The organism is Pseudomonas sp. MWU12-2037 (genome assembly GCF_023242345.1).
Classification (GTDB): domain Bacteria; phylum Pseudomonadota; class Gammaproteobacteria; order Pseudomonadales; family Pseudomonadaceae; genus Aquipseudomonas; species Aquipseudomonas gingeri_D.
On the sequence record NZ_JALLIZ010000007.1, the window covers coordinates 163857 to 188545 of the forward strand.

The 24689-nt window shown below is 61.0% G+C and carries 23 protein-coding genes and 1 pseudogene; 7 read left to right on the forward strand and 17 right to left on the reverse strand.

All coding sequences use genetic code 11. The features are described from left to right. Nucleotides 1-11: 11 nt before the first annotated feature. The 3 genes from M5B42_RS15120 to M5B42_RS15130 all read right to left on the reverse strand — a co-directional run bounded on the left by M5B42_RS15120 (nucleotide 12) and on the right by M5B42_RS15130 (nucleotide 1993). Complete coding sequence (locus M5B42_RS15120; protein ID WP_248746302.1) at nucleotides 12-533, reverse strand: DNA-binding protein; 522 nt, start codon at nucleotides 531-533, stop codon at nucleotides 12-14. A gap of 4 nt (nucleotides 534-537) precedes the next feature. Continuing rightward, nucleotides 538-816 carry a hypothetical protein gene (locus tag M5B42_RS15125; protein ID WP_248746303.1) on the reverse strand — a complete coding sequence of 93 codons (279 nt, stop codon included), beginning with the start codon at nucleotides 814-816 and terminating at the stop codon, nucleotides 538-540. A gap of 196 nt (nucleotides 817-1012) precedes the next feature. Then, nucleotides 1013-1993 (reverse strand): helix-turn-helix domain-containing protein, encoded by a 981-nt coding sequence (locus M5B42_RS15130; RefSeq protein ID WP_248746304.1) that lies wholly within the window; start codon nucleotides 1991-1993, stop codon nucleotides 1013-1015. A gap of 92 nt (nucleotides 1994-2085) precedes the next feature. Here M5B42_RS15130 and M5B42_RS15135 point away from each other — a divergent pair, with 92 nt between their 5' ends. Together M5B42_RS15135 and M5B42_RS15140 are read left to right on the forward strand one after the other, a co-directional pair. Next, on the forward strand, nucleotides 2086-2379 hold the full coding sequence (locus M5B42_RS15135) for a hypothetical protein (RefSeq protein WP_248746305.1): 294 nt from the start codon (nucleotides 2086-2088) through the stop codon (nucleotides 2377-2379). 137 nt (nucleotides 2380-2516) lie between these two features. Next, nucleotides 2517-3347 carry a class I SAM-dependent methyltransferase gene (locus M5B42_RS15140; protein WP_248746306.1) on the forward strand — a complete coding sequence of 277 codons (831 nt, stop codon included), beginning with the start codon at nucleotides 2517-2519 and terminating at the stop codon, nucleotides 3345-3347. Nucleotides 3348-3404: 57 nt separating this feature from the next. On the opposite strand, the gene M5B42_RS15145 is transcribed toward M5B42_RS15140, so the two are convergent. The 5 genes from M5B42_RS15145 to M5B42_RS15165 form a co-directional block, all read right to left on the reverse strand. After that, the gene (locus tag M5B42_RS15145; protein ID WP_248746307.1) at nucleotides 3405-4352 is read right to left on the reverse strand and encodes a hypothetical protein; all 948 of its coding nucleotides are present in this window, start codon (nucleotides 4350-4352) and stop codon (nucleotides 3405-3407) included. 204 nt (nucleotides 4353-4556) lie between these two features. Then, nucleotides 4557-6134, reverse strand: coding sequence for a glutamine-hydrolyzing GMP synthase (guaA, locus tag M5B42_RS15150; protein WP_152740959.1), 1578 nt, complete (start codon nucleotides 6132-6134; stop codon nucleotides 4557-4559). 105 nt (nucleotides 6135-6239) lie between these two features. Further along, nucleotides 6240-7709: an IMP dehydrogenase gene (gene guaB / locus M5B42_RS15155; RefSeq protein WP_248746308.1), complete on the reverse strand. Its 1470-nt coding sequence runs from the start codon at nucleotides 7707-7709 to the stop codon at nucleotides 6240-6242. Nucleotides 7710-7791: 82 nt separating this feature from the next. After that, on the reverse strand, nucleotides 7792-8340 hold the full coding sequence (locus M5B42_RS15160) for a sugar ABC transporter ATPase (protein ID WP_248746309.1): 549 nt from the start codon (nucleotides 8338-8340) through the stop codon (nucleotides 7792-7794). Nucleotides 8341-8394: 54 nt separating this feature from the next. After that, nucleotides 8395-9162, reverse strand: a complete 768-nt coding sequence (locus M5B42_RS15165) for a sulfite exporter TauE/SafE family protein (protein ID WP_177099574.1) — start codon at nucleotides 9160-9162, stop codon at nucleotides 8395-8397. A 100-nt stretch (nucleotides 9163-9262) separates the two neighbouring features. Between M5B42_RS15165 and M5B42_RS15170 the strand changes: the two genes are divergently transcribed. The 4 genes from M5B42_RS15170 to leuA all read left to right on the forward strand — a co-directional run bounded on the left by M5B42_RS15170 (nucleotide 9263) and on the right by leuA (nucleotide 14716). Further along, nucleotides 9263-10162: a LysR family transcriptional regulator gene (locus M5B42_RS15170; protein ID WP_248746310.1), complete on the forward strand. Its 900-nt coding sequence runs from the start codon at nucleotides 9263-9265 to the stop codon at nucleotides 10160-10162. Between the two features lie 155 nt (nucleotides 10163-10317). Then, a complete protein-coding gene (xseA, locus tag M5B42_RS15175) occupies nucleotides 10318-11697 on the forward strand; it encodes an exodeoxyribonuclease VII large subunit (protein WP_152740962.1) in 1380 nt (459 codons plus the stop codon). Nucleotides 11698-11715: 18 nt separating this feature from the next. Beyond that, entirely contained in the window at nucleotides 11716-12537 is an 822-nt protein-coding gene (locus tag M5B42_RS15180) for a peptidoglycan DD-metalloendopeptidase family protein (RefSeq protein ID WP_248746311.1), read from the forward strand. 496 nt (nucleotides 12538-13033) lie between these two features. Then, complete coding sequence (gene leuA, locus M5B42_RS15185) at nucleotides 13034-14716, forward strand: 2-isopropylmalate synthase (protein WP_103498533.1); 1683 nt, start codon at nucleotides 13034-13036, stop codon at nucleotides 14714-14716. A gap of 176 nt (nucleotides 14717-14892) precedes the next feature. On the opposite strand, the gene M5B42_RS15190 is transcribed toward leuA, so the two are convergent. The 3 genes from M5B42_RS15190 to der form a co-directional block, all read right to left on the reverse strand. Then, nucleotides 14893-15687, reverse strand: coding sequence for an amidohydrolase (locus M5B42_RS15190; protein ID WP_248746312.1), 795 nt, complete (start codon nucleotides 15685-15687; stop codon nucleotides 14893-14895). After that, nucleotides 15675-16823: a pyridoxal phosphate-dependent aminotransferase gene (locus M5B42_RS15195; protein ID WP_248746313.1), complete on the reverse strand. Its 1149-nt coding sequence runs from the start codon at nucleotides 16821-16823 to the stop codon at nucleotides 15675-15677. Before M5B42_RS15195 ends, M5B42_RS15190 begins: the two co-directional genes overlap by 13 nt. A 113-nt stretch (nucleotides 16824-16936) precedes the next feature. Next, nucleotides 16937-18412 (reverse strand): ribosome biogenesis GTPase Der, encoded by a 1476-nt coding sequence (der, locus tag M5B42_RS15200; RefSeq protein WP_103498536.1) that lies wholly within the window; start codon nucleotides 18410-18412, stop codon nucleotides 16937-16939. Nucleotides 18413-18563: 151 nt separating this feature from the next. On the opposite strand from der, the pseudogene M5B42_RS15205 reads away from it, so the two are divergent. Then, nucleotides 18564-18641 (forward strand): annotated as a pseudogene (locus M5B42_RS15205) (outer membrane lipoprotein carrier protein LolA); the annotation flags it as partial. A gap of 38 nt (nucleotides 18642-18679) precedes the next feature. Here M5B42_RS15205 and bamB read toward each other — a convergent pair. Genes bamB through pilW form a run of 6 tightly spaced genes read right to left on the reverse strand, consistent with a single transcriptional unit; the run spans nucleotide 18680 to nucleotide 24681 of the window. Continuing rightward, complete coding sequence (bamB, locus tag M5B42_RS15210) at nucleotides 18680-19831, reverse strand: outer membrane protein assembly factor BamB (protein WP_103498537.1); 1152 nt, start codon at nucleotides 19829-19831, stop codon at nucleotides 18680-18682. Further along, entirely contained in the window at nucleotides 19824-20465 is a 642-nt protein-coding gene (locus M5B42_RS15215) for a tetratricopeptide repeat protein (protein WP_103498538.1), read from the reverse strand. The genes bamB and M5B42_RS15215 overlap by 8 nt, the downstream gene beginning before the upstream one ends. Before the next feature lie 40 nt (nucleotides 20466-20505). Then, entirely contained in the window at nucleotides 20506-21795 is a 1290-nt protein-coding gene (hisS, locus tag M5B42_RS15220; protein ID WP_103498539.1) for a histidine--tRNA ligase, read from the reverse strand. Nucleotides 21796-21817: 22 nt separating this feature from the next. Then, nucleotides 21818-22927: a flavodoxin-dependent (E)-4-hydroxy-3-methylbut-2-enyl-diphosphate synthase gene (gene ispG / locus M5B42_RS15225; RefSeq protein WP_100943102.1), complete on the reverse strand. Its 1110-nt coding sequence runs from the start codon at nucleotides 22925-22927 to the stop codon at nucleotides 21818-21820. A gap of 3 nt (nucleotides 22928-22930) precedes the next feature. Next, nucleotides 22931-23923, reverse strand: coding sequence for a RodZ family helix-turn-helix domain-containing protein (locus tag M5B42_RS15230; RefSeq protein WP_248746314.1), 993 nt, complete (start codon nucleotides 23921-23923; stop codon nucleotides 22931-22933). Then, nucleotides 23920-24681: a type IV pilus biogenesis/stability protein PilW gene (gene pilW / locus M5B42_RS15235; protein ID WP_103498541.1), complete on the reverse strand. Its 762-nt coding sequence runs from the start codon at nucleotides 24679-24681 to the stop codon at nucleotides 23920-23922. Before pilW ends, M5B42_RS15230 begins: the two co-directional genes overlap by 4 nt. Between the last annotated feature and the right edge of the window lie 8 nt (nucleotides 24682-24689).

The window sequence follows — 24689 nt, forward strand, 5'->3', positions numbered from 1 at the left end:
TGTCGGGTGATTCATAGCACCAGCGCCAGCCACTCGGGGTTCACCGAGCCGAGCTTGCTGGTGGCTTTCGTGAGGTTGATATCCTGGGCCGCCTGCGCGGTTTCAATCATCAAGGGCTGAAGGTCATAGCCGCGGCCTTCGAGCCAGCCCAAGACTTCCGCCAGGTGCCAGACCGAAGCGCTGCCTTCGTGGACCGCCAACGGAAATGACGCGCCATGACTGAGCATGAGCTTGCGCATATTCTGCCGCGAAACGCCGACGATATCGGCGATATCCGAAAGGCCGACCAGATCCGGCACGACCTCGATAAGTCGAGCATCGGGGATAGCGCGCTTGACGTCTTGCAAAGCACTGAGCAGTGCCTGAGCGGCGCTGTCGGCATCCCGAGAGAACATCAGCGCCAGCCTTCCGGGGATTCCGGAGCCGATCAGCGAATCATCGCAACCGTTCTCCAGCAAAAGCTCGATTAACACATCATGATCGCGGTTTTGCTCTGAGAGCTGGTATCTCAAAGTGAACTCATACTCCTCCATGCTTCTACTCCTTAAACGTTTCAATCAGAGGGTCATCACTGGCGCGGTTCAGATCGCAGTTATCAACAACCAGCCGCAATTTACGGACATGCTTGTATACGTTACGTGGAGTGCTATACACGCTCGTCATGCAAAACTCGCCGCATCGACACAACTCACTATTGAGCGGGCAGTACATCCGGCCCCAGGCATGCGAACCACCCACTGTGATTCGCCAACCCAATGCCTCTGCATGACGCAGTACGTTCTCGATCTCCTTGATCGGGTGTCTTGTTCTAGCCATCCATAGCCTCCAGTCTTGCGCCATGCGCAATGGTTGTCAACTGACAACCAAATCCATTTATCGACAAAAAATGACACTCCCGGCACTTCAATTCAGTGCCGGTTTCTTGAGTGTAGGGAGGGATGGCGTCAAGGCTCAGCGAGGTATTTACGAGGTGTTGCGAAGGCCGGATGAACGCTGTTTCGTATACGGGCCGTCAGCGCAAATCAGCACGCAGCTCACGCACGCCGCGCCCGAGTCGTCGGCGCAAGAGCGTACGTAGCGTGGCTCCGTCTTCGTAACCGACTTCGGTGGCAATCGCTTCAATGTCGAGCCCACTGCCATGCAGCAGCGATTGCGCGCGTTCGACCCGCAGATCCTGAAAATAGGCCAGCGGTGACTTGCCCAGCACTTCCTGGCAACGGCGCTGCAACGTCCGTGTGCTGACCGCCAGCGCACTCGCCGCTTCCTGCAACGAAAATCCGGCCCTCAGATGATCGCGGGCCCAGCGTTCGAACAGCTGGATCAACGGATCGGCCTGGGCCAGATGGTTGGGGATGATGTAGGGCGCCTGGAGGGAACGAATATCGGCCAGCAGGTAGCGCGAAACCAGGGCCGACAATTCCGGGCTCGCCGAGCGGATCAACCAGAGGACCAGATCGAGATGGCCCATCGCGGCGCCAGCGGTCACACCGATGTCCGTGGGCACGAGCATGCGCGATTCGTCGAGCCGGACCTGTGGATAACGTTGCCGGAACAGCGGCGCCAGCGACCAGGTGGTCGTCGCCTCCCGATGGTCGAGCAGGCCGGCCTCCGCCAGCAGGAAGGTACCGATACAGGCAGCGCCAATCCGTACGCCTTCGCCGTGCCAGGTGCGCAGTTGCGCCATGGCCCGTTTCACATCGGCCCGATCAAGGGCGGGGATCAGCCGATCCGGAGTGATCGTATTCAGTGCCGGCACGATTACCCAATCCGGCTTCAGGTCCGACGTGATGGCCTGTACGGGAATCGTGAAGCCCTGGCCGGAACGCACCCTTTTGTTCACACCGACGATTGAGACCTCGAAACGCGGTGCTCCGCCCGCCAGGAGGGACGCAAGCCCATTCGCCGCCCGGAGCGAATCGAGCGTCACCGCCAGCCCGGTATCGAATAACCCATCAAGAGCGAGCACTGAAATGCGCATGGCGTAAATGACCATAAAGTTGTCATTTGTGATAATAAGGTTTTTCGCCCACGAGGACTACTGTGCTCTCCATTGCGCAACGCAATGAACACCAATCGGAGAAACATATGAAAGTCCTAGCCATCGCCTCGATCAACCAGCCACTCACCCCAGAACAGCGCCAACAGATCATGCCCAGTGAAGTACCGGCTACGCTCAAGCTCTATCTCGACGGCAAGATCGAACAATTCTGGTTCCGCCAGGACAAGCCCGGGGTGATTTTCCTCATGAACGTCGAAACCCTCGAAGAGGCCAAAGCGGCGGTGGAATCGCTGCCACTGACGGCAGGCGGCTTTGCCGAGTATGAGTTGATGCACGTCGGTCCACTCGCCCCGCTCGGCTTGCTGCTGCAGGGCCGCTAAGCGCAGGCGGCGCCGAATTTTTCGAAAACCACGGGGCGCGTCCGGTCGCCGGCCGCCCCGTCACCGGCCACCATGGCAGGCGCTTCTCACTCAGGGGCGAGTCAGCCCGAAGAGATGGCATCAGGAGGAATTGGAAGATGGCCGAAACAACAGAGATCACACAGCATTACGGGCAGGCGAGCTTGATCGAACGCCTGCAGATTGCGCTGAAAGCCGATGGGCTCGACAAGAAACCACTCTCTTGCGAGGATCTTGCTTCGCTGGATCAATTTCACTCCCGTGGCCTGGCAGCCACGGTAGAACTGGCGAGTGCGCTTGAGATCGACAGCACAATGCAGGTTCTCGATATTGGCTCGGGCCTCGGCGGGCCGTCGCGTTATCTCGCGGCCACCTATGGCTGCTCAGTGCAGGGCATAGACCTCAGCCGGTCGTTTGTCGATGCGGCAACCTTTCTCGCGCAGCGATGCTCCCTGGCGGACAAAGTCACCTATCAACAAGGGGACGCCCTCGCCCTGCCATTCGCTACGGGTACTTTCGACGTGGCCTGGACCCAGCACGTCGCCATGAACATTGCCGACCGCAACACACTGTATGCCGAGGCGTTTCGGGTGTTGCGGCCCGGTGGCCGCCTGGCTATTTACGATGTCGTGGCAGCGTCCGATGCGCCCTTGCACTACCCGGTGCCCTGGGCATCCGGTCCACAGATGAGTTTCCTCGTCATGGCAGACGAAATGCGCAGTGTCTTGATCGAACAAGGTTTCCGGATCACCTCCTGGATCGACTGCACAGAAGCCGGCGCGGCCTGGTTTGCAGAACGGAAGAAGGTCCAGATGCAGTCACCCGCATCGCCAGCGCTTGGACTGCATGTCGTGATGGGTTCGGATTTCGGCACGATGAGCAACAATCTCACGCGCAATTTGCGCGAGGGGCGCGCGGGGCTTATACAAGCGGTCGTTGAAAGGGCTTGATGTGGGCGATCATTTTGCTACTCAGCGCTTGCTCAGCAACATTGGAGGTCGCTCACATCACCGACGAGGCGTTTCGGCACCTGGAATCAGCACGGCGCGATGCCAGTTGCGATGCCAGGCTATGAATTTATCGGTTTGCGCATCCGCCCATCCAGGATGCGTTGCTTTCATGGTCGCATACCAGTCGTAAAACTGGAGTAGCTCTTCTTTATCCATCATCGATGACCAGGGTGGCAGCTTCAGTGTCCTTTCACACGCATCCGATGGCGCGGCGTCTGCCGTGTGCGGCAAGCCCAAGGACTCGATAGTGTCGATGCGCTTGATATCTAGCTGCGCCTGGTCCGCGTACTCGCTACGAAATTGATAATCTTTGGGCGCCACTACGCTATACCAGCCGATACGGTTTTTTACTTTGTCGAGCGGGGCTTCGAGAATGACAAGTTGATGCTCTTCCACGGCTGGCGGCGCCGTCTGCCAAGGCGGGCGAAATCCTGGATGGCGCCATTTGAAGTATCCGTCTGGATGCTGACCGAGCAGTTCCATTCCCACGTAGACATGGCCCTTCCTGACCATGACGAATTGGGTGATCTGCCCCTGTGGAAATCCTCTCACTTCCTGGACGAAGTGCCTGCCGCCATCAGTCGAAAAAACCAGTTGCTCATAACCACCAGCCACTATCGCCAGTACCACGTCTGGATCGTCGCTGGAGAAAGTAATCCTGGGCACTTGCGAGCGACCAACATAGGTATCAATGCCGTTTCTCTCGTCGACAAATCTTATCGGGCCGATGCAACGGTGGTCCAACTCCGCCGTGAACCAGCGATTGCTGTCCCATTGCCAGGCTTTTTGTGGCGGAGCGGTGATGCCATCTGCTTCGTCAAGTTGACGGGTGTACGGAGCCGGTGCGGTGGGTGCCGGAATCTCTGGATGTGTCGCACAAGCGGAGAGGAAAATGACGAGAGAAATCAACCCGAGTTGACGATATGGAAATCGAATCGCTGCCATGGGGCTCTTCAATAAATAGAACAGAGCAGAAGAGATTAGCAGGCCAAAGCCTTATGACGCCGTCAGCGCCGGCACGCCCCTGGCAAGCGTCCCTCTGACGAACTATTAGGAATCCCCTAATAGTTGCGTCAGTCTGGATTTCCCGGCAAAGAAAAGGGCGCCGAAGCGCCCCTTTGCATCCCTCAGAAACAAGGAATCAGTTCATCATTCCCACTCAATCGTCGCCGGCGGCTTGCTCGACACGTCGTAGGTAACGCGGGAGATGCCTTCGATCTCGTTGATGATCCGGCCGCTGACGGTTTCCAACAGCTCGTAAGGCAGGTGCGCCCAACGGGCGGTCATGAAGTCGATGGTTTCCACCGCACGCAGGGCCACGACCCAGGCGTAACGGCGGCCATCACCGACCACACCCACCGATTTCACCGGCTGGAACACCACGAACGCCTGGCTGACCTTGTGGTACCAGTCAGCCTTGCGCAGTTCTTCGATAAAGATATGGTCGGCGCGACGCAGCAGGTCGGCGTATTCCTTCTTCACTTCACCGAGAATCCGCACGCCCAGGCCCGGGCCCGGGAACGGGTGACGGTAGACCATGTCGTACGGCAGGCCGAGCTCCAGGCCAAGGCGACGGACCTCATCCTTGAACAGCTCGCGCAGCGGCTCGACCAGCTTGAGGTTCATCTCTTCCGGCAAGCCACCGACGTTGTGGTGGGACTTGATCACATGGGCCTTGCCGCTTTTCGCGCCAGCCGACTCGATCACGTCCGGGTAGATGGTGCCCTGGGCCAGATACTTGATGTTGTCCAGTTTGTTGGACTGGGCATCAAACACGTCGATAAAGGTGCGACCGATGATCTTGCGCTTCTTCTCCGGATCGGACTCGCCGGCCAGGTTGTTCAGGAACTGCTCTTCGGCGTTGGCGCGGATCACCTTGACGCCCATGTTCTCGGCGAACATGGCCATCACTTGCTCGCCTTCGTGCAGGCGCAGCAGGCCGTTGTCGACGAAGACGCAGGTCAGCTGGTCGCCGATGGCCTTGTGCAGCAGCGCCGCAACCACCGAGGAGTCAACACCGCCGGACAGGCCCAGCAGGACGTTGTCGGTGCCGACCTGGGCACGAACGTTGGCGATGGCATCTTCGGCAATCTTCGAGGGCGTCCACAGTGCTTCGCAGCCGCAGATATCGAGGATGAAGCGCGACAGGATGCGACCGCCCTGTTTGGTGTGGGTCACTTCCGGGTGGAACTGCACGCCGTAGTAACGCAGGTCGTCGTTGAACATGCCGGCAATCGGGCAGCTCGGGGTGCTGGCCAGGATGTGGAAGTCTTCCGGCATCCGGGTGACCTTGTCGCCGTGGCTCATCCAGACGTCGAGGCCGAACAGGCCGTCGGCGTCGACGTGGTCTTCGATACCCTCGAGCAGGAGGCTCTTGCCGACCACATCAACGCGGGCATAACCGAATTCACGCAGCTCGGAACCTTCGACCTTGCCGCCTAACTGCTCGGCCATGGTCTGCATGCCGTAGCAGATACCGAAGACCGGAACGCCCAGGTCAAACACGGCTTGCGGGCAGCGAGGGCTGTTGGCTTCGTGCACGGACTCGGGACCGCCGGCGAGGATGACGCCTTTTGGAGCGAATTCGCGAATCGCTTCGTCGTCCATGTCGAACGGATGCAGTTCGCAGTACACGCCGATTTCACGCACGCGGCGGGCAATCAGCTGGGTGTACTGGGAACCGAAGTCGAGGATCAGGATGCGGTGGGCGTGAATGTCGAGGGCCATGAGTCATTCTCGTCAGTGAAATCAGAAACAACACGGGGCTGTCATCAACAGCCCCGGTTCAAATTCGTCAATCGCCTCCCGACCTCGGCCAGGAGGCGATCACTATCAACCTACGCGATAGTTTGGAGCTTCCTTGGTGATCTGCACGTCGTGAACGTGAGATTCGGCCATGCCGGCGCCGGTGATACGCACGAATTCAGGCTTGGTGCGCATTTCTTCGATATCGGCGCTACCGGTGTAGCCCATCGAGGAGCGCAGGCCGCCCATCAGTTGATGGACGATGGCGGTCAGGGAACCCTTGTAGGGAACGCGCCCTTCGATGCCTTCCGGTACCAGCTTCTCGGCACCCGCGGAGGAGTCCTGGAAGTAGCGGTCGGAGGAACCCTGGGACTGCGACATCGCACCCAGCGAACCCATGCCGCGATAAGCCTTGTAGGAACGGCCCTGGAACAGTTCGATTTCGCCCGGCGCCTCTTCGGTACCGGCGAACATCGAGCCCATCATCACGCAGGAAGCACCGGCGACGATGGCCTTGGACAGGTCACCGGAGAAACGGATGCCGCCGTCGGCGATCAAGGGTACGCCAGTGCCTTCAAGGGCGGCGGCGACGTTGGCGATGGCACTGATTTGCGGTACGCCGACACCGGCGACGATACGGGTGGTGCAGATCGAGCCAGGACCGATACCGACCTTGACCGCATCCGCGCCCGCTTCGGCCAGGGCCTTGGCGGCGGCACCGGTGGCAATGTTGCCGCCGATCACCTGGACTTCAGGGAAGTTCTGCTTGACCCAGCGCACGCGGTCGATCACGCCCTTGGAGTGACCGTGGGCGGTGTCGACCACCACCACGTCGACACCGGCATGGACCAGTGCGGCCACACGATCGGCGGTGTCTTTACCGGTACCGACCGCGGCGCCGACACGCAGACGACCCTGGTCGTCCTTGCTGGCCAGTGGATAGGCCTTGGATTTTTCGATGTCCTTGACGGTCATCATGCCCTTGAGGGCGAACTTGTCGTCGACGATCAGGACTTTTTCCAGACGGTGCTTGTGCAGCAACTCGCGGACTTCGTTCTTGTTGGCGCCTTCGCGAACAGTGACCAGGCGCTCTTTCGGCGTCATCACTTCGCGAACCGGGACATCCATGCGGGTTTCGAAACGCACGTCACGGGAAGTGACGATACCGACCAGGTCGCCGTCATGCAGCACCGGCACGCCGGAGATGTTGTGCATGCGGGTCAGTTCGAGCAGTTCACGCACCGTGGCATCGGCCTCGATGGTGATCGGGTCCTTGACCACGCCGGCTTCGAACTTCTTGACCTTGCGCACTTCGGCAGCTTGCTGCTCGATGGTCATGTTCTTGTGGATGATACCGATACCGCCTTCCTGGGCCATGGCAATGGCCAGACGGGCTTCGGTCACGGTATCCATGGCGGCGGAAACCAGCGGAATATTCAGCTCGATGCCACGGGTAAGGCGGGTCTTGAGACTGACTTCGTTAGGGAGTACCTCGGAATAACCGGGCACTAGGAGAATGTCGTCGAAGGTCAGAGCTTCTTGGCTGATACGCAGCATCGCGGGGGCTCCCGAGCGGGAAAATGGAAGCGCGCCATTATACTCAGATGGACCCTTGGGCTCAATGTAAACCTTGGCTTATTTAAAGCTCCACTTTTACCCAGGCGACGGGCTGATCCAGCCAGTCGGCGAACTCGTCGAGAAAGCTCTGCTTGAAGCCGGCTTCAGCCCAGTTATTGAAGATAAATCCGAGGTTGGAAAAGGCGCATTCCTGCAGGAACAGGAAACCGTTGATATCGTCTTCATGGCCGCACAGCGGGCAGATAAAGTTCTCGGTGCGCCCCGGCATCCACTCTTCGAGACTGTCGAACAACGCCTCGCCGACTTCCTTGCGGCACTCGGCGCAGCCCGCCTCTTCGAGAAAGCCCTTGGCCGGGGTATAGATGCAGCGCTTGGTGACGATCTCCAGACCGTTGATCGGCTCATTGAACGGCAGCGCGTCGGTGTGCAGGACCACGCTGGCGGCGCCCGGGGCGATGGCATGGGCCATGCGGTTGCCGGTGCGACCGCAGGTGCTCAGTTGCTCCTCGATGATGTTCTTGCGCACCAGCCAGCGCACGACGGCCCGGGCCCGGGGTTCATGGACCGGCAAGGTGGAAATCTTCGGGACGATGATGCTTTGCGAATTCATGGGGACGGCCTGGAGCGTTTGCGACCCGGCAGCTTAATCCCTGAAACCCCGAGGTCAAGTGCTGAAGTAACGGGTGATCAGGGCAATTCCACTGGCCAGCACCAACCAGGTCACCAGGCGCACGAAGGCCTCACGCGATAGCCGGCGGGTCAAACGCCTGCCGATCCAGAGACCCAGCGCCATTGCCGGCAGCAAACAGACCGCCAACATCAATAAGGGTAGCTCGGCATAGACCCCGGCGATCACGAATAGCGACAGACGCACCACCGTGCTGCAACTGATCAACGCACTTTGGGTGGCGCGGGCCGCGTCCTTGGGCAAGCGGCTGTTGAGGTAGATCGCGTAAAGAAAGCCGCCGCTGCCAAACAGCGCGCCGAACATTCCGCCCACCGTGCCCATGGGCACCGCCCAACCCGCCGCCAGTTGGGTCGGTCGCGCCTTGACCAACAGGCTGTAGACCGCATAGGCGCTGATAAACAAGCCCATCAGCAGCAACAGGATGTCGGACTTGAGGTTCAACAGGAAGATCACCCCCAGGGTGCAACCCACCGCCATGCACGGCAGCAACCGCAGCAACTCGGGCTTGGCGACATCCTTGCGCGACGGCAGCAGATTGCCAAAGGCCGCGACGAAATCCAGCAGCACCAGCAAGGGCACGATTTTCGACAGCGGCATAAACAGGATCAGGATCGGCCCCGCCACCAGCGCCGTGCCAAAACCGGCCACGCCGAAAACGATATAGGCCAAGGCCACGCCCAGCTCCACCACCAGCCAATCGGTGGCACTGAACGGCCACTGGTTCAATAGGGCAACAAGACTCATGAAGAACACTTCCACAATGGGTTCGATTGACTTTAGCCAGTGGCGAGCCTTGCGACTAATATATTCAAAGCCCGCCATCCATCTCGAAAAGGCATGACTCGTGATTTCCACCCGCCAACTGCGCTACTTCGTTGAAATCGCCGAATCCGGCAGTTTCAGCGCTGCCGCCGAACGCCTGTTTATCGCGCAGTCGGCCTTGAGCCGGCAGATCAAGGAACTGGAAAACCATTTGCAGACGCCCTTGTTCGAACGTACGGCGCGCCAGCCAAGACTGACCGCGGCAGGCGAGGCGTTTTATCCGCGGGCAAGAAATCTGTTGAGCGAACTGAACAAGGCCAGCGAGTTGGCAACCCAGGTGGGCAAAGGACAACTGGGAACCTTGCGTCTGAGTCATTCCAGCACGGTGCCGATGAGCGGTCGATTGTTGCGGGCGATCAGTCATTTTCTGGAGCAGAGTCCGGGGGCGTCGATGGATATCGTCAAGCTGTCCTCAGAAGCCCAACTCGAAGAACTGGCCGAGGGGCGGCTGGATATCGGCCTGTTGCGCCTGCCGGTACTGCGCCAGCGCGAGGGTGTGCAGATCCTGCCGCTGTTCAGCGAGCGCCTGCTGCTGGCGGTGCCGCCGAATCATCCGTTGGCGGGCTCGACCGAGGGCATCGACCTGGCGGTGCTGAAGGACGAAGCCTTTATTTCCATTCCGCATCCGCAGCGGGGTGGCTTGAGTTATCTCTCGGCCGAGCTGTGCATGCGCCAGGGTTTCTTTCCCCGGGCGGCGCGGGTGGTGTCGCGCAAGACCACTCAATTGCAGTTGATCCAGGCTGGGTTCGGTATCGCGCTGCTGCCCGAGTCGATGCAGGACATCGCACCGACGAATATCCATTTCCTGCCCCTCAAGGACCCGGATTGTCAGAGCACCCTGGCCCTGGCCTGCCGCCAGGAGCCGACGCCGCTGGTGGCGCAGTTTGTCGAGCGGTTCAAAGAAGACCTCCAACGTCCCTGAAAACACCCTGAAACCTGTAGGAGCTGGCTTGCCAGCGATGAGGCCCGCAAGCCTTGCAGCGACCATTCGGACGCCATCGCCGGCAAGCCGGCTCCCACAAGGAGAGTGTTCACAAGCATGGTGATTGCCGGTCGAATGCCTTTATCATGCGCCCCATGATTAAAGATCCCTTTTCACGCCTGGGCCTCGACCGCGAAGTCCTCACTGTCAGCCAGCTCAACGGCCGCGCCCGGGTGCTGCTCGAAGACGTGTTCAGCAATATCTGGGTCGAAGGCGAAATCTCCAACCTCGCCCGCCCGGCATCCGGCCATATCTATTTCACCCTCAAGGACAGCGGCGCCCAGGTGCGTTGCGCACTGTTCCGGCAGAACGCCGCCCGGGTGCGCCAGGCGCTGAAGGACGGCCTGGCGGTCAAGGTCCGGGGCAAGGTCTCGCTGTTCGAAGGCCGTGGCGACTACCAACTGATCCTCGACACCGTGGAGCCGGCCGGCGATGGCGCCCTGCGCCTGGCCTTCGATGCCCTGAAGGAAAAACTCAGCGCCGAAGGCCTGTTCAGCGCCGAGCGCAAGGTCCCGTTGCCCGCCCACCCGCAACGCATCGGCATTATCAGTTCGCCCACCGGCGCGGTGATCCGCGACATTATCAGCGTCTTTCGCCGCCGAGCTCCACAGGTCGAACTGACGCTGATCCCCACCGCAGTCCAGGGCCGCGAAGCCATCACGCAAATCGTCCGGGCGCTGAAGCTGGCCGATGCCAAGGGCTTCGACGCGCTGATCCTGGCCCGTGGCGGCGGCTCGCTGGAAGACCTCTGGTGCTTCAACGAAGAAGCCGTGGCCCGGGCGGTGGACGCCTGTATCACGCCCATCGTCAGCGCCATCGGCCATGAAACCGATGTGTCCATCAGCGATTTTGTCGCCGACGTCCGCGCCCCCACTCCATCCGCCGCCGCAGAACTGCTGGCCCCGGACTCCAGCGACCTGCAACGCCGGGTCGAGAGCCTGCACCGCCGCCTGGTGATGCGTATCCGCGACCGCCTGATGCGCGACCGCCTGCGCCTCGACGGCCTGGCCCGACGCCTGCGCCACCCCGGTGAACGCCTGCGCCAGCAGGCCCAGCGCCTGGATGACCTGGACATGCGCATGCGCCGGGCGTTCGAGCGCCAGCTCAATACCCGCCGGGAAAAACTGATCCGCCTGGAAACCCGCCTCGCCGGGCAACATCCGGGGCGGCAACTGGCGCTTCTGCGTCAACGCCTGGACAGTCTCTCCGAACGCCTGCCCCGGGCCATGCGCGAGGGCCTGAAAGCCCGGCGCCTGCAACTGCAAAGCCAGATGCAGACACTTCATGTAGTAAGTCCCCTGGCCACCTTGGGCCGTGGCTACAGTATCCTGCTGGATGAACGCGGCCAGGCGATCCGCAGTGCCGAGCAGACCCACACCGGCCAACGCCTGAAGGCGAAACTCGGTGAAGGGGAATTGCAGGTACGGGTCGAGGACAATCATCTGACGCCCGTCACCCTTTCTTTACTGGACTGATTTTCAAGGGATCTGAGCATGCCCCGTTTTCTTGCTGCCCTGCTGTTGCTGGGCCTCGCCTTCAACGCCCACGCCGACAGCTATCTCACCCGCCTGCTGAACAAGCCGGTGCCCGGCGGCGTGGCCGTGGTCGATCTCGGCCCCAACGCCCAGGCGCCCAAGGCCAGTTACCAGGGCAAGCCGGTTTTGGTGGTCAAGGAACAGAACAACTGGCTGGCGATTGTCGGTATCCCCCTGACGGTGAAGCCCGGCAGCCAACAGATCAGTTCGGCCGGTCACAGCCTGAGTTTCAATGTCGGCGGCAAAAAGTACCCGGAGCAGCACATCACGCTGAAAAACAAGCGTCTGGTGAATCCTAACCCCGAAGACGTCAAACGCATTGATGCAGAGGTCGTCGCACAGCTGGCGGCCTATCGCACCTTCAGCCCCGTGACCCCAAGCAACCTGCTGCTGGACAAACCGGTGCACGGCCCGCTGTCGAGCAAGTTCGGCGTGCGACGCTTCTTCAATGGCGAGGAGCGCAATCCACATGCGGGCCTGGATTTCGCAGTGCCCACCGGTACTCCGATCAAAGCACCGGCGAACGGCAAGGTGATCCTGACCGGAAACTACTTCTACAACGGCAACACAGTCTTCGTTGATCACGGGCAGGGCTTTATCAGTATGTTCTGCCATCTTTCCAGGATTGATGTCAAAGCAGGCCAATCCCTGACCCGCGGCGCGGTGGTCGGTTTGGTCGGTTCGACAGGACGAGCAACAGGACCGCACCTTCACTGGAATATCAGCCTGAATGAAACACGGGTCGATCCGGCGATCTTTATCGGCGCGTTCCAACCCTGATCCCCGGAACACCACCGCCCCCCCTGTAGGAGCGAGCTTGCTCGCGATGGTAGTCCAGGCACCACTGGGTATCAGGTGCCCCCGCGTTATCGTTGACGTCCATCGCGAGCAAGCTCGCTCCTACAAGGACCTCGTTCAGTCTGGCCGACCGATGTTGCAGCCAACCATCCCAGCGGCAAAGATTGCGCAGGTCCAAAATAGTGCGCAATTGTTCTAGATTTTCAGTCGCTCAAGCAGAATAAAATCTCGTAAAAGCCGATTTTCCGAGTATTTCTCTCAATTTTTCCCACAGGCTTGCCATCTTTCACCCCAGTGGTTAGGGTTGAAGACATGAAAACTTCTCATACCCTCATCCAGCGACGTCAACATCGCAGCCTCTGCCTCGTCAGCGCACGACTGCCAGGCTGAATCGAACGACCTCGTCCCCGGTTTTCTCCCTGATAACGCATTACCGGCTGGCCGCCTTTTTTCGGCCCTGACCCCAAGGAATTTTCCCATGAGCATGCTCAAAGACCCGTCTTCGAAGTACCGCGCGTTTCCGACCATCGATCTCCCTGATCGCACCTGGCCGTCGAAAACCATCACCAGCGCGCCGATCTGGTGCAGCTCCGACCTGCGCGACGGTAACCAGTCGCTGATCGAGCCGATGGACGCGGTGAAAAAACTGCGCTTCTGGAAAACCCTGGTCAGCGTCGGCGTGAAGGAAATCGAAGCCTCGTTCCCGGCCGCTTCGCAAACCGACTTCGACTTCGTCCGCACCCTGATCGAAGACAACCACATCCCCGAGGACACCACCATCCAGGTGCTGACCCAGGGCCGTGAAGACTTGATCGAGCGCACCTTCGAATCCCTGCGCGGGGCGAAGAAAGCCATCGTTCACCTGTACAACGCCACCTCGCCGTCCTTCCGCCGCATTGTCTTCAACCAGGACAAGGACGGGATCAAGGCCATCGCGGTCAACGCCGCCAAGCTGTTCGTCAAATACGCCGCCCAGCAGCCGGACACCCAGTGGCAGTTCGAGTACTCCCCGGAAACCTTCAGCGCCACTGAGCTTGAGTTCGCCAAGGAAGTCTGCGACGCGGTCATCGAAGTCTGGAACCCGACGCCCGAGCACAAGGTGATCCTCAACCTGCCCGCCACGGTCGAGTGTGCCACCCCGAACATCTATGCCGACCAGATCGAGTGGTTCGGTCGCCATATCAACCGTCGTGACAGCGTGATCATCAGCCTGCACACCCATAACGACCGTGGCACCGGCGTGGCCGCCACCGAACTGGGCCTGATGGCCGGCGCCGACCGTGTCGAAGGCTGCCTGTTCGGCAACGGCGAGCGTACCGGTAACGTCGACCTGGTCACCGTGGCCCTGAACATGTACACCCAGGGTCTCGACCCACAGCTGGACTTCTCCGATATCGACGGCGTGCGCAAGGTGGTCGAGGAGTGCAATCAGATTCCGGTGCACCCACGTCACCCGTATGTCGGCGACCTGGTCCATACCGCCTTCTCCGGCTCCCACCAGGATGCGATCCGCAAGGGCTTCGCCCAGCAGCAAGCCGACGCCCTGTGGGAAGTGCCGTACCTGCCGATCGACCCGGCCGATATCGGCCGCAGCTACGAGGCGGTGATCCGCGTCAACAGCCAGTCGGGCAAGGGCGGTATCGCCTACCTGCTGGAGCAGGAATACGGCATCAGCCTGCCACGTCGCATGCAGATCGAGTTCAGCCAGGTGGTACAGCGTGAAACCGACCGCCTCGGCCTGGAGATGACCGCGCAGCAGATTCATGCCCTGCTGCACAGCGAGTACCTGCAAGCCAACACCCCGTATGCGCTGGTCAGCCATCGCCTGCAGGAAGAAAACGGCAACAGTGCCGTGGAAGTGGAAGTGTCCGGCAAGGGCCAGGGCGAGACCAATCTGCACTGGCGCGGCAAGGGCAATGGAGCCCTGGAAGCCCTGGTGGCCGGCCTGCCAATACCGGTGGAAATCATGGACTACAACGAGCACGCCATCGGCGCCGGGACCAACGCCAAGGCCGCGGCCTATATCGAGCTGCGAGTGAACGGTGAACGTGCGGTGCACGGCGTGGGGATTGATGAAAACATCACCACCGCCAGCTTCAAGGCGCTGTTCAGCGCGCTGAACCGCTCGTTGAGCCAGCTGGATACCAGCAAGGCGGCGTAAGCGTCGGCAGAAATAAAAAGGCCCCGGCGGTGTGAACCCCCGGGGCCTTTTTTGTGCGTTTGAGTCCGTCATCGCCGGCAAGCCGGCTCCCACAAATGTCCGCGTAGATCACACATCTCAAGTACGACGCAAATCCTGTGGGAGCCGGCTTGCTGGCGATGAACGATAACGCGGTGTTACTGATTCAACTCAAAGCTGTCGGCATCCAGGTAAGCCGGAAACCGCGTCCGATAGGCCGCCAGTTCCGCCGCACTCAAGGTGACCTGGAACACACCATCGGCCTCCCCCGCCCCCAGCAACGACTCGCCCTGGAAATCCAGCACCTGGCTGTCGCCGGTATAGGCGAAACCCTTGCCATCGGTGCCGACCCGATTCACCGCCGCCACATAACACAGGTTTTCAATTGCCCGCGCCGGCAACAATCGGTTCCAGTGCAAGCGCCGCGCGCCCGGCCAGTTGGCGGTGTACAGCAGCAGGTCGGTGTCCTGGGCATCGCGGCTCCACACCGGAAAACGCAGGTCGTAGCAGATCAGCGGACGCACTCGCCAGCCCTTGAGCTCGAACTGCATCTGGCGCTCGCCCGGGGTGTAGTGGTTATGCTCGCCGGCCATGCGGAACAGGTGGCGCTTGTCGTAGTGCAACACCTCGCCATCCGGCCGCGCCCACAACAGACGATTGCGGTGACTGCCATCGGCGGCGCGGACGATCACGCTGCCGGTGATCACCGCATCAAGCTTTTTCGCCTGCTCACGCAGCCAATCGCTGGTCGGGCCGTTTTCGGCTTCAGCCAGGGTCTGCGACTCCATGGAAAAACCGGTGGTGAACATCTCCGGCAGGATCACCAGATCAGCCCCCGCGGCCTGCTCCAGCAGCACGTCGAAGTGCTCGAGGTTGGCCTGACGGTCATGCCAGGCCAAGGTGGTCTGCACCAATGCGAGTTTCAGGTCCGGCAACGCACTCAGATCACGCATAGTTTTGCCGCTGCTTCACGCAGCGTCTCCTCGCGCTTGGCAAAACACAGGCGCACCAGGCGCTGTCCTTCCGGCGGGTTCTGGTAGAACACCGACACCGGAATACTTGCCACGCCATGTTCGCGGGTCATCCACACGGCCATGTCGACGTCGTTCAGGTCCGGGCGAATCTGCGAGTAGTCGACCAATTGGAAATAGGTCCCCGCCGCCCGTTTGAAGCTGAATCGCGACTCGCCCAGCAGGTCGCAGAACAGATCGCGCTTCTCCTGATAGAACGCCGGCAGTTCCTCGACATGCTCCGGACGCATCGCCATAAAGTCGGCCAGTGCATACTGCAATGGCGTCACGCCGCAGAAGCTGACGTACTGGTGCACTTTGCGCAGTTCGGCGGTGAGGGCCGGCGGTGCCACCACATAGCCGGTTTTCCAACCGGTGACGTGGTAGGTCTTGCCGAACGAGCTGACCACAAAGGCGCGCTGATACAAGGCCTCATGGGCCAGGACACTGGCATGGGGCACGCCGTCGAACACCAGGTGCTCATAGACTTCATCACTGACCAGATAGATATCGCGGTCGGCGATCAGCTTTGCCAACTGGTCCAGCTCGGCATGGCTGATCAGCGCGCCGCTGGGATTGTGCGGGCTGTTGAGGATGATCATGCGGGTGCGCGGGCTCAGCGCGTCGGTGAGCTTCTGCCAATCGATGGAGAAGTCTTCCAACCCGAGCTGCACATGCACGCAACGCCCACCGGCCAACTCCACCGAAGGTTCATAACTGTCGTAGCAAGGGTCGAAAACGATCACCTCGTCGCCGGGGTGGATCACCGCCTGGATAGCACAGAAGATCGCCTGGGTCGCGCCGGGGGTGATGGTGATCTCTGCATCGGCGTTCACGTGCACGCCGTAGCTGCGGGCGATTTTCGTCGCCACCTGCTGGCGCAGGGCCGGCAGCCCGGTCATCGGGGCATACTGGTTGTGACCGTTGTTCACATGCCGGCAAACCGCATCACGCAGGGCCTGCGGGCCCTCGAAATCCGGGAAGCCCTGGGACAGGTTGAGCGCACCGGTTTCCACCGCAAGCGCAGACATACGGGTAAAGATGGTGGTGCCGACATTCGGCAACTTACTGCTGATCATGGGGGCGTTTTCCCTGCTGAACATCCGGCTCTACGGGGCACGGGAGCGTTCGAGGATAACGTAAACGCCAGGCATGAAAAAGGGCGCCGAGGCGCCCGTTTTCCTGACCTGTATCAGCGTTTCTTGTCGCGACGCTTTTTATCGGCCTGCTTGTGGTGCGACATCATCCGGCGCTTCTTGTTGACCTGACGGTCAGTCAGCGCGGTCTTCTTGCCTTCGTACGGGTTCTCGCCGCCCTTGAATTCGATGCGGATCGGCGTCCCCACCAATTTCAGTACACGGCGGTAGGTGTTTTCCAGGTAGCGGACATAGGACTTCGGCACCTTCTCCACCTGATTACCGTGGATCACGATCAGCGGCGGGTTGGCCCCGCCCAAGTGCGCGTAGCGCAGCTTGATCCGACGGCTGTTGACCATCGGAGGCGCGTGCTCGGTCACCGCATCTTCGAGGATCTGGGTCAGGCGGCTGGTCGGCCAGCGAGTTACCGCCGACTTGAAGGAGTTCTGTACCGACTGGTACAGGTTACCCACGCCGGTGCCGTGCAAGGCCGAGATAAAGTGGATGTCGGCGAAGTCGACGAAGAACAACCGGCGCTCCAGCTCGATCTTCACGAAATCACGTTCGCCCGGGGTCATGCCGTCCCATTTGTTCAGGGCGATCACCAGCGCGCGACCCGACTCCAGGGCAAACCCGAGCAGGTTGAGATCGTGGTCGACCACGCCTTCGCGGGCGTCCATGACGAAGATCACGACGTTGGCGTCCTTGATCGCCTGCAAGGTTTTCACCACGGAGAATTTTTCGACTTCCTCGTGGATCTTGCCGCGCTTACGCACACCGGCGGTGTCGATCAGCGTGTACTTCTCGTCGTTACGCTCGAACGGGATGTAGATACTGTCGCGGGTGGTGCCCGGCTCGTCATAGACGATCACCCGGTCTTCACCGAGCATACGGTTGACCAGGGTCGACTTGCCGACGTTCGGGCGACCGATAATGGCGATCTTGATGCCATCTTTTTCGCTCGGGCCGGGAATGCGCTTGGCTTCTTCTCCTTCGGCAACGTCTTCGATCTCGCCGTCTTCCGGCTCGTCTTCGTCGTCTTTCGGGAAGTCGCTCAGGGCGATTTCCAGCATCTGGGTGATGCCGCGACCGTGGGCACCGGCGATCGGGATCGCATCGCCCAGGCCCATCGGGCTGAATTCGGCGCGGGCCATATCCGGGTCGATGTTATCGACCTTGTTCGCCACCACGTAGGAACGCTTGTTACGTTTGCGCAGGTGCTCGCCGATCATCTGGTCAGCGGCGGTGAAGCCGGCTTTGGCATCCACCAGGAACAGCACGACATCGGCTTCTTCAATGGCCAGCAGCGACTGCTCGGCCATTTTTTCGTCCATGCCATGCTCGTCGCCGGAAATACCGCCGGTGTCGATCAGGATATAGGTGCGCCCTTGCCACTTAGCCTCACCGTATTGGCGATCACGGGTCAGACCGGACAAGTCGCCGACAATGGCGTCGCGAGTCCTGGTCAGGCGGTTGAACAGGGTGGATTTACCGACGTTCGGTCGGCCCACCAGGGCGATTACGGGAACCATGCGGCTCTCCACTTCGTTATTTCAGAAAATACAAAAGCCGCTGCAAGGCAGCGGCTGGTGCTCGGGGCAGCACCGGGAGGTGCCGCAAACCTCATGAAACGAGGCCGCCTGTGGGATCAACGCCGAACCTGTAGGAGCGAGCTTGCTCGCGATGGTCGTTAACGATAACGCGGGGCACTGGTTCTTTCGCGGTGCCCTTACGTTCATCGCGAGCAAGCTCGCTCCTACAAGTGATGCGTTGGGGTACCCCCAAGCATAGTCAAACCTTTACTTGATGGTCAGGGCTTCCAGTTTGCCGCTGTTGCCATACACGTAAATCATGTCACCCATCACCAGCGGACGTGCGCGCAGGCCGTCGCTGTCAATGCGCTCGCGACCGACGAAGCGACCGTCCACCTGGCTCAGCAGGTGCAGGTAGCCTTCGAAATCGCCTACTGCGACATAGCTGGAGAACACTTCCGGTGCCGTCAGCTGGCGACGCGCCAGGGCGTCATTGCTCCAGATCGCCGTGGTGGAACGTTCGTCAACGCCTTCAACCGTGCCGGACGCCAAGGCGACATAGACACTGCCGAAACCCTGGGCAACGCCCGAGTAGCTGGAAGCATCACGCTGCCAGAGCACTCGACCGCTTTCCAGCTCCAGTGCCGCCATGCGGCCCTGGTAGCTGGCGACATAGAGGTTGCCGCCGGACAACAGCAGGCCACCGTCGATGTCGACGATGCGCTCCAGTTCCGAACGCCCTTGCGGAATGGCCACGCGAGTTTCCCACGCCGGCACGCCGTTATGGGTATCCAGGGCGACCACTTTACCGCTGGACAGACCCGCCACCGCCAGGTGGTTGGTCACGATCGGCGCACCGGTGCCACGCAAGGTCAGGACCGCCGGGCTGCTGTCGTACAACCAGCGCTGGTTGCCGGTGTCGGCATCGAGGCCGATCACACGGTCGTCCTGGGTCTGCACAACCACCACGTCACCGTTGGTGGCCGGCGGAGCCAGCACTTCGCTGGTCACCTGGGCGCGCCATTTCTGCTCGCCGCTGCTGGCATCCAGGGCAATCACTTCTCCCTTGAGGGTGCCCATCAGCACCAGGCCGTAGCCGACGCCGATGGCGCCGGAAACCGGCACTTCCAGGTCTTTCTTCCACTTCACGTCGCCGTTCATGCGATCCATCGCGATCACGACGCCAGTGTCATCGGCCGCGTAGATGGTATCGCCGTCAATCGCCGGCACCAGCATGTTGTAGATCTTGCCCTGGCCGTCACCGATGGAACGGCTCCACTCTTTGTGCAGAACCACTTCTTCCTTGAAAGAGGTCAGTTCGGCCGGTGGCAGTTCTTTCTTGCTGTTGCTGCTGCAACCCGCGGCCAGAATGGCCAGAGCCAGCAATGCTGCATGTTTCCAACGGATCACGTCACGCATCCCCTTTGGCCAGGTCGTCCAGCTTGATTTGTAAGCCACCGACCGCTGCTTCATCAGACAGCGCCGCTTTGGCCTTTTGGTACGCGGCATGAGCTTCATCGGTCCGACCCAGTTGAACCAACAGGTCCCCCTTGAGTTCTTCGCGACTGGCCAGGAACGCCTTGTCAGCATCGCCATCGAGCAGTTTCAGTGCGTCGTCGACTTTGTTCTGTGCCGCCAGCACCTGGGCCAGGCGCTGACGCGCGACTTCGCCGAGGGTGATGTTGGCTGGTTTGTCGGTAATGGCTTTCAGCTCACGCGCGGCGTCGTCCAGTTTACCGGTATCGACCGCAACTTTCGCTACGAACAGACTGCCGTACTGCGCATAGGCGCTGCCGGCGAAATCGGTGTTGAGCTTGTTGGCCAGGTCCGCCACGCGTCCAGGGTCGGGCTTGCCGTCCGGCGTCAGCGTGGTTTCCAGCAGTTGCTGATAAAGCATCGAGGCGCCCTGCGCCTGGTTGCTCTGGTATTTGTGCCAGGCCTGCCAGCCGAACACCACCACCAGGGCCAGCAAGCCGCCAGTGACCAAGGGTTTGCCGTTACGCTGCCACCAGTCCTTCAACTCCGCCAACTGATCATCTTCGGTACTCGACACCCCAATACTCCTTATTCTCTAAATCGGCTGTTTTACAGCTTCAACCCTGCACGACGCAGGTGGCCAAGTGCTCGGAAAGAGCCTCCCAGGCAATGCTTTGTTGCTCGCCCTGGCCACGCAGGGGTTTGAAACCTACCACTTGCTGAGCCAATTCGTCGTCACCGAGAATCAAGGCGTACAGCGCACCGCTTTTGTCAGCTTTCTTGAACTGGCTCTTGAAGCTGCCGGCACCGGCGTTGACCTGCAAACGCAGGTTCGGCAACTGGTCACGGACCTTCTCGCTCAGGGCCAGGGCCGCGAGTTCCGCGGCCTCGCCGAAGGCGCACAGGTAGACGTCGACCTGACGGGCGATTTCTTCCGGGACCTGCTCCAGGGTTTCCAGCAGCAGGATCAACCGCTCGATACCCATGGCAAAACCCACGCCGGGAGTCGGCTTGCCGCCCATCTGCTCCACCAGGCCATCGTAGCGACCACCGGCACAGACGGTGCCCTGGGCGCCCAACTGGTCGGTGACCCATTCGAAAACGGTCTTGCTGTAGTAATCCAGCCCGCGCACCAGCTTGGGATTGATCACGTACGGGATACCGGCCGCATCGAGACGGGCCTTGAGGCCTTCGAAGTGCAGGCGCGATTCCTCGTCGAGGTAGTCGGCGAGTTTCGGCGCATCCACCAGCGCGGCCTGGGTGTCCGGGTTCTTGGTGTCGAGCACCCGCAGCGGGTTGGTCTTCAGGCGGCGCTGGCTGTCTTCGTCCAACAGCTCGAGACGCGCGCTGAGGAACTCCACCAGGGCCTCGCGATAACGGCCACGGGACTCGCTGGTGCCCAGGCTGTTGAGTTCGAGCTTGACCGCGCCGCGGATGCCCAGCAGGCCCCACAGGCGCCAGGTCAGCACGATCAGCTCGGCGTCGATGTCCGGGCCGTCGATATTGAAGACTTCGCAGCCGATCTGGTGGAACTGGCGATAACGGCCTTTCTGCGGACGCTCGTGGCGGAACATCGGGCCGATGTACCAGAGCTTCTGCGGCTGACCACCACCGGTGATGCCGTGTTCCAGCACGGCGCGCACGCAGGCCGCGGTACCTTCCGGACGCAGGGTCAGGGAATCGCCGTTGCGGTCCTCGAAGGTGTACATCTCTTTTTCGACGATGTCGGTCACTTCACCGATGGAGCGTTTGAACAGCTCGGTGAACTCGACGATCGGCATGCGGATCTGCTTGTAGCCGTAGTTATCCAGCAGACGCGCGACAGTGCCCTCGAAATAGCGCCACAGGGGCGTCTGCTCGGGCAGGATGTCGTTCATGCCACGAATGGCTTGCAAAGACTTGCTCACAAAATATCCTTAAATTCTTCGATCAGCCGCGGGCGATCAGCGCCGCGTCGGCTTCGACCTTTTCGGCCGCCTTCTGCCGGATCAGCCTTTCGAGCTCATCCACCAGATTGTCATTCGTCAGTTTCTGCGCCGGCTTGCCATCGATGTAGATCAGGTTCGGCGTACCGCCGGTCAGGCCGATATGGGCCTCTTTGGCCTCACCCGGTCCGTTGACCACACAACCGATCACGGCCACATCCAGCGGCACCAGCAGATCTTCCAGGCGCCCTTCCAGCTCGTTCATGGTCTTGACCACATCGAAGTTCTGCCGCGAGCAGCTCGGGCAGGCGATGAAGTTGATGCCACGGGAGCGCAGGTGCAGGGACTTGAGGATGTCGTAGCCGACTTTCACTTCCTCGACCGGGTCGGCCGCCAACGAGATGCGAATAGTATCGCCAATCCCTTCGGCCAGCAGCATACCGAGGCCGACGGCGGATTTCACTGTGCCTGAACGCAAACCACCGGCTTCGGTGATCCCCAGGTGCAGCGGCTGGACGATTTCCTTGGCCAGCAGGCGGTAGGCGGCTACCGCCATGAACACGTCGGAAGCCTTTACGCTGACCTTGAAGTCCTGGAAGTTCAGGCGCTCCAGGTGCTCGACATGGCGCAGGGCAGACTCCACCAGGGCCTCTGGCGTAGGCTCGCCGTACTTTTTCTGCAGGTCTTTTTCCAGGGAACCGGCGTTGACACCGATGCGAATCGGGATACCACGATCACGGGCGGCATCGACCACCGCGCGCACGCGGTCTTCGCGACCGATATTGCCCGGATTGATCCGCAGGCAGTCGACACCCAGTTCGGCCACGCGCAGGGCGATCTTGTAATCGAAGTGGATATCGGCGACCAGCGGTACCTTGACCAACTGCTTGATCCGACCGAAGGCCTCGGCGGCGTCCATGTCCGGCACGGAAATACGCACGATATCGACGCCCGCGGCTTCCAGGCGATTGATCTGCGCCACGGTGGCCGCGACGTCATTGGTGTCGCTGTTGGTCATGCTCTGCACCGCGATCGGTGCATCACCGCCCACGGGTACCGAGCCGACCCAGATTTTACGGGACTCGCGACGCTTGATAGGAGATTGGCCGTGCATGACTTATTGACCTAGCTTCAGGCGAGCGGTCTCGCCACTGGTGAACGGGGCGATATCGACCGGCTGACCGTTGTATGTGATCTGGGCACCGCGGGCATAACCCAGGCGCACGGCAAAGGGTGGCTTGCCGCTGAGCTCAAGGTTCTCGCCCTTGCGCTTGAGGCCGCTGACCAGCACCTTGCCGTTGCCGTCGGTGACCTGGGTCCAGCAATCGGCGACGAAGGTCAGGTGGACCTGGCCGGCGCCGGCCACGGGCTCGGCGGCAGCGGGTGCACCGCTGACCGGAGCGCCTGGCGCGACTGTCGACACCGGGGCTGGGGCTTGCGTCGGGGCCACCACCAGGGTCTGCGCCGAATGCGGCACAGGCACCACAGCCGGGGTCGCCGGAGTACTGGCCGCAGCCGCCGGGGCCGCAGGCTGGGCCTCGGCCGCGCCTTCAGGTGCCGGCGCCTCGGAGGCCGCCTGGTTCTCGGTCACGGCCTGGTCTTCCGGCTCGTCGATCGGATGAATCTGCGTGGTGCCGTCGGCGCTTTCGACTTCGACGTGCTCCATATTGACCGCCGCCTGATCCTTGGAGCGCAGGCTGGCCTGGTCCTGCCACCAGACGAAGCCGCCGCCGATCACGGCGATCAGCAACAGCAGGCTGACAATACGCAACAGGGTGTGGGAAAACCGCACCGGCTCTTCGATCCGCCCCAGGGCCTGGACACTGCTGCCCTGGGAATCGGTACCGGTGCTCTGGTCGAACTGCTGGACCAGGACGGCCTGGTCCATGCCGAGCAACTTGGCGTAGGCGCGGATATAACCCCGGGCAAAGGTATGCCCCGGCAGCTTGTCGAAGGCACCGGCTTCCAGGTTGCTCAAGGACGACACCGTGAGGTTGAGCTTCACGGCCACCTCGGCCAGCGTCCAACCATTGCTTTCGCGGGCCTGACGCAGGGTCTCACCGGGGTTGACGCGAGTCGCTGCTACAAATTCGGGTTGCGCCGCTTTCATCTTTGCTCCGACAGGTATTGCTGATATTCCGGCGTACCGGGATAGAGTCGTTTTAGTTGCAAGCCGTAACTGGCGGCCTTGTCACGATCTTCGTAGATTTTCGCCAGGCGGATACCGAGCAATAGACTACGTGCATTTTGCTCGCTCAGCAGGCTGAAGCGCGCGTAATAATCGCGTGCGGGCACATAATGCCTGTCTTCGTAAGACAACTCAGCCATTTCCAGCAAAGCACGTGGCTGTTGGCGGTTCAGGCGCAGGGATTTGTCGAAATGCTGCAGGGCCAGATCGCGCTGGCCAAGGGCCAGCGCCGTCAGGCCGAGGTTTTCGAAAACCCGCGAACGTTCGGTATAGAGGCTGTCGTTGGCGGCCTGTTCAAAACGCTCGTAGGCGTCCTTGTAACGCTTGAGTTCGAACAGGAAGCTGCCGTAATTGTTGAGCGTGCGCGCATCGTTCGGACGCGAGGACAGGGCCTTGTGGAAATGCTCCTCGGCCAGTTGCGTTTCGCCTTCGGCCTGGAACACCAGCGCCAGGGCGCCGTTGGCATCCGGATCGGAGCTGTCCATCTCCAGGGCTTTCTTGAGCGGCACCTTGGCCTGCTCGGTCTGGCCTTGCTGCAGATAGCCGATGCCCAGTTGCACATAGGCCGTGCGCGCTTCATCGCGCCCCTTGCTGGTACTCAGCGGGTCGACATTACCCGTTGAAACGCAGCCGGCCAGCAGGCCGACGAATACGACAAGGAGCGCAGCGCGCAGGGTCATGGAGGTCC

What these genes read in the sequence shown, in the direction of transcription:
- M5B42_RS15120 (WP_248746302.1), bottom strand. Translation starts at nt 533, where the DNA reads ATGGAGGAGTATGAGTTCACTTTGAGATACCAGCTCTCAGAGCAAAAC.
- M5B42_RS15125 (WP_248746303.1), bottom strand. Translation starts at nt 816, where the DNA reads ATGGCTAGAACAAGACACCCGATCAAGGAGATCGAGAACGTACTGCGT.
- M5B42_RS15130 (WP_248746304.1), bottom strand. Translation starts at nt 1,993, where the DNA reads ATGGTCATTTACGCCATGCGCATTTCAGTGCTCGCTCTTGATGGGTTA.
- M5B42_RS15135 (WP_248746305.1), top strand. Translation starts at nt 2,086, where the DNA reads ATGAAAGTCCTAGCCATCGCCTCGATCAACCAGCCACTCACCCCAGAA.
- M5B42_RS15140 (WP_248746306.1), top strand. Translation starts at nt 2,517, where the DNA reads ATGGCCGAAACAACAGAGATCACACAGCATTACGGGCAGGCGAGCTTG.
- M5B42_RS15145 (WP_248746307.1), bottom strand. Translation starts at nt 4,352, where the DNA reads ATGGCAGCGATTCGATTTCCATATCGTCAACTCGGGTTGATTTCTCTC.
- guaA (WP_152740959.1), bottom strand. Translation starts at nt 6,134, where the DNA reads ATGGCCCTCGACATTCACGCCCACCGCATCCTGATCCTCGACTTCGGT.
- guaB (WP_248746308.1), bottom strand. Translation starts at nt 7,709, where the DNA reads ATGCTGCGTATCAGCCAAGAAGCTCTGACCTTCGACGACATTCTCCTA.
- M5B42_RS15160 (WP_248746309.1), bottom strand. Translation starts at nt 8,340, where the DNA reads ATGAATTCGCAAAGCATCATCGTCCCGAAGATTTCCACCTTGCCGGTC.
- M5B42_RS15165 (WP_177099574.1), bottom strand. Translation starts at nt 9,162, where the DNA reads ATGAGTCTTGTTGCCCTATTGAACCAGTGGCCGTTCAGTGCCACCGAT.
- xseA (WP_152740962.1), top strand. Translation starts at nt 10,318, where the DNA reads ATGATTAAAGATCCCTTTTCACGCCTGGGCCTCGACCGCGAAGTCCTC.
- M5B42_RS15180 (WP_248746311.1), top strand. Translation starts at nt 11,716, where the DNA reads ATGCCCCGTTTTCTTGCTGCCCTGCTGTTGCTGGGCCTCGCCTTCAAC.
- leuA (WP_103498533.1), top strand. Translation starts at nt 13,034, where the DNA reads ATGAGCATGCTCAAAGACCCGTCTTCGAAGTACCGCGCGTTTCCGACC.
- M5B42_RS15190 (WP_248746312.1), bottom strand. Translation starts at nt 15,687, where the DNA reads ATGCGTGATCTGAGTGCGTTGCCGGACCTGAAACTCGCATTGGTGCAG.
- M5B42_RS15195 (WP_248746313.1), bottom strand. Translation starts at nt 16,823, where the DNA reads ATGATCAGCAGTAAGTTGCCGAATGTCGGCACCACCATCTTTACCCGT.
- der (WP_103498536.1), bottom strand. Translation starts at nt 18,412, where the DNA reads ATGGTTCCCGTAATCGCCCTGGTGGGCCGACCGAACGTCGGTAAATCC.
- bamB (WP_103498537.1), bottom strand. Translation starts at nt 19,831, where the DNA reads ATGCGTGACGTGATCCGTTGGAAACATGCAGCATTGCTGGCTCTGGCC.
- ispG (WP_100943102.1), bottom strand. Translation starts at nt 22,927, where the DNA reads ATGCACGGCCAATCTCCTATCAAGCGTCGCGAGTCCCGTAAAATCTGG.
- M5B42_RS15230 (WP_248746314.1), bottom strand. Translation starts at nt 23,923, where the DNA reads ATGAAAGCGGCGCAACCCGAATTTGTAGCAGCGACTCGCGTCAACCCC.
- pilW (WP_103498541.1), bottom strand. Translation starts at nt 24,681, where the DNA reads ATGACCCTGCGCGCTGCGCTCCTTGTCGTATTCGTCGGCCTGCTGGCC.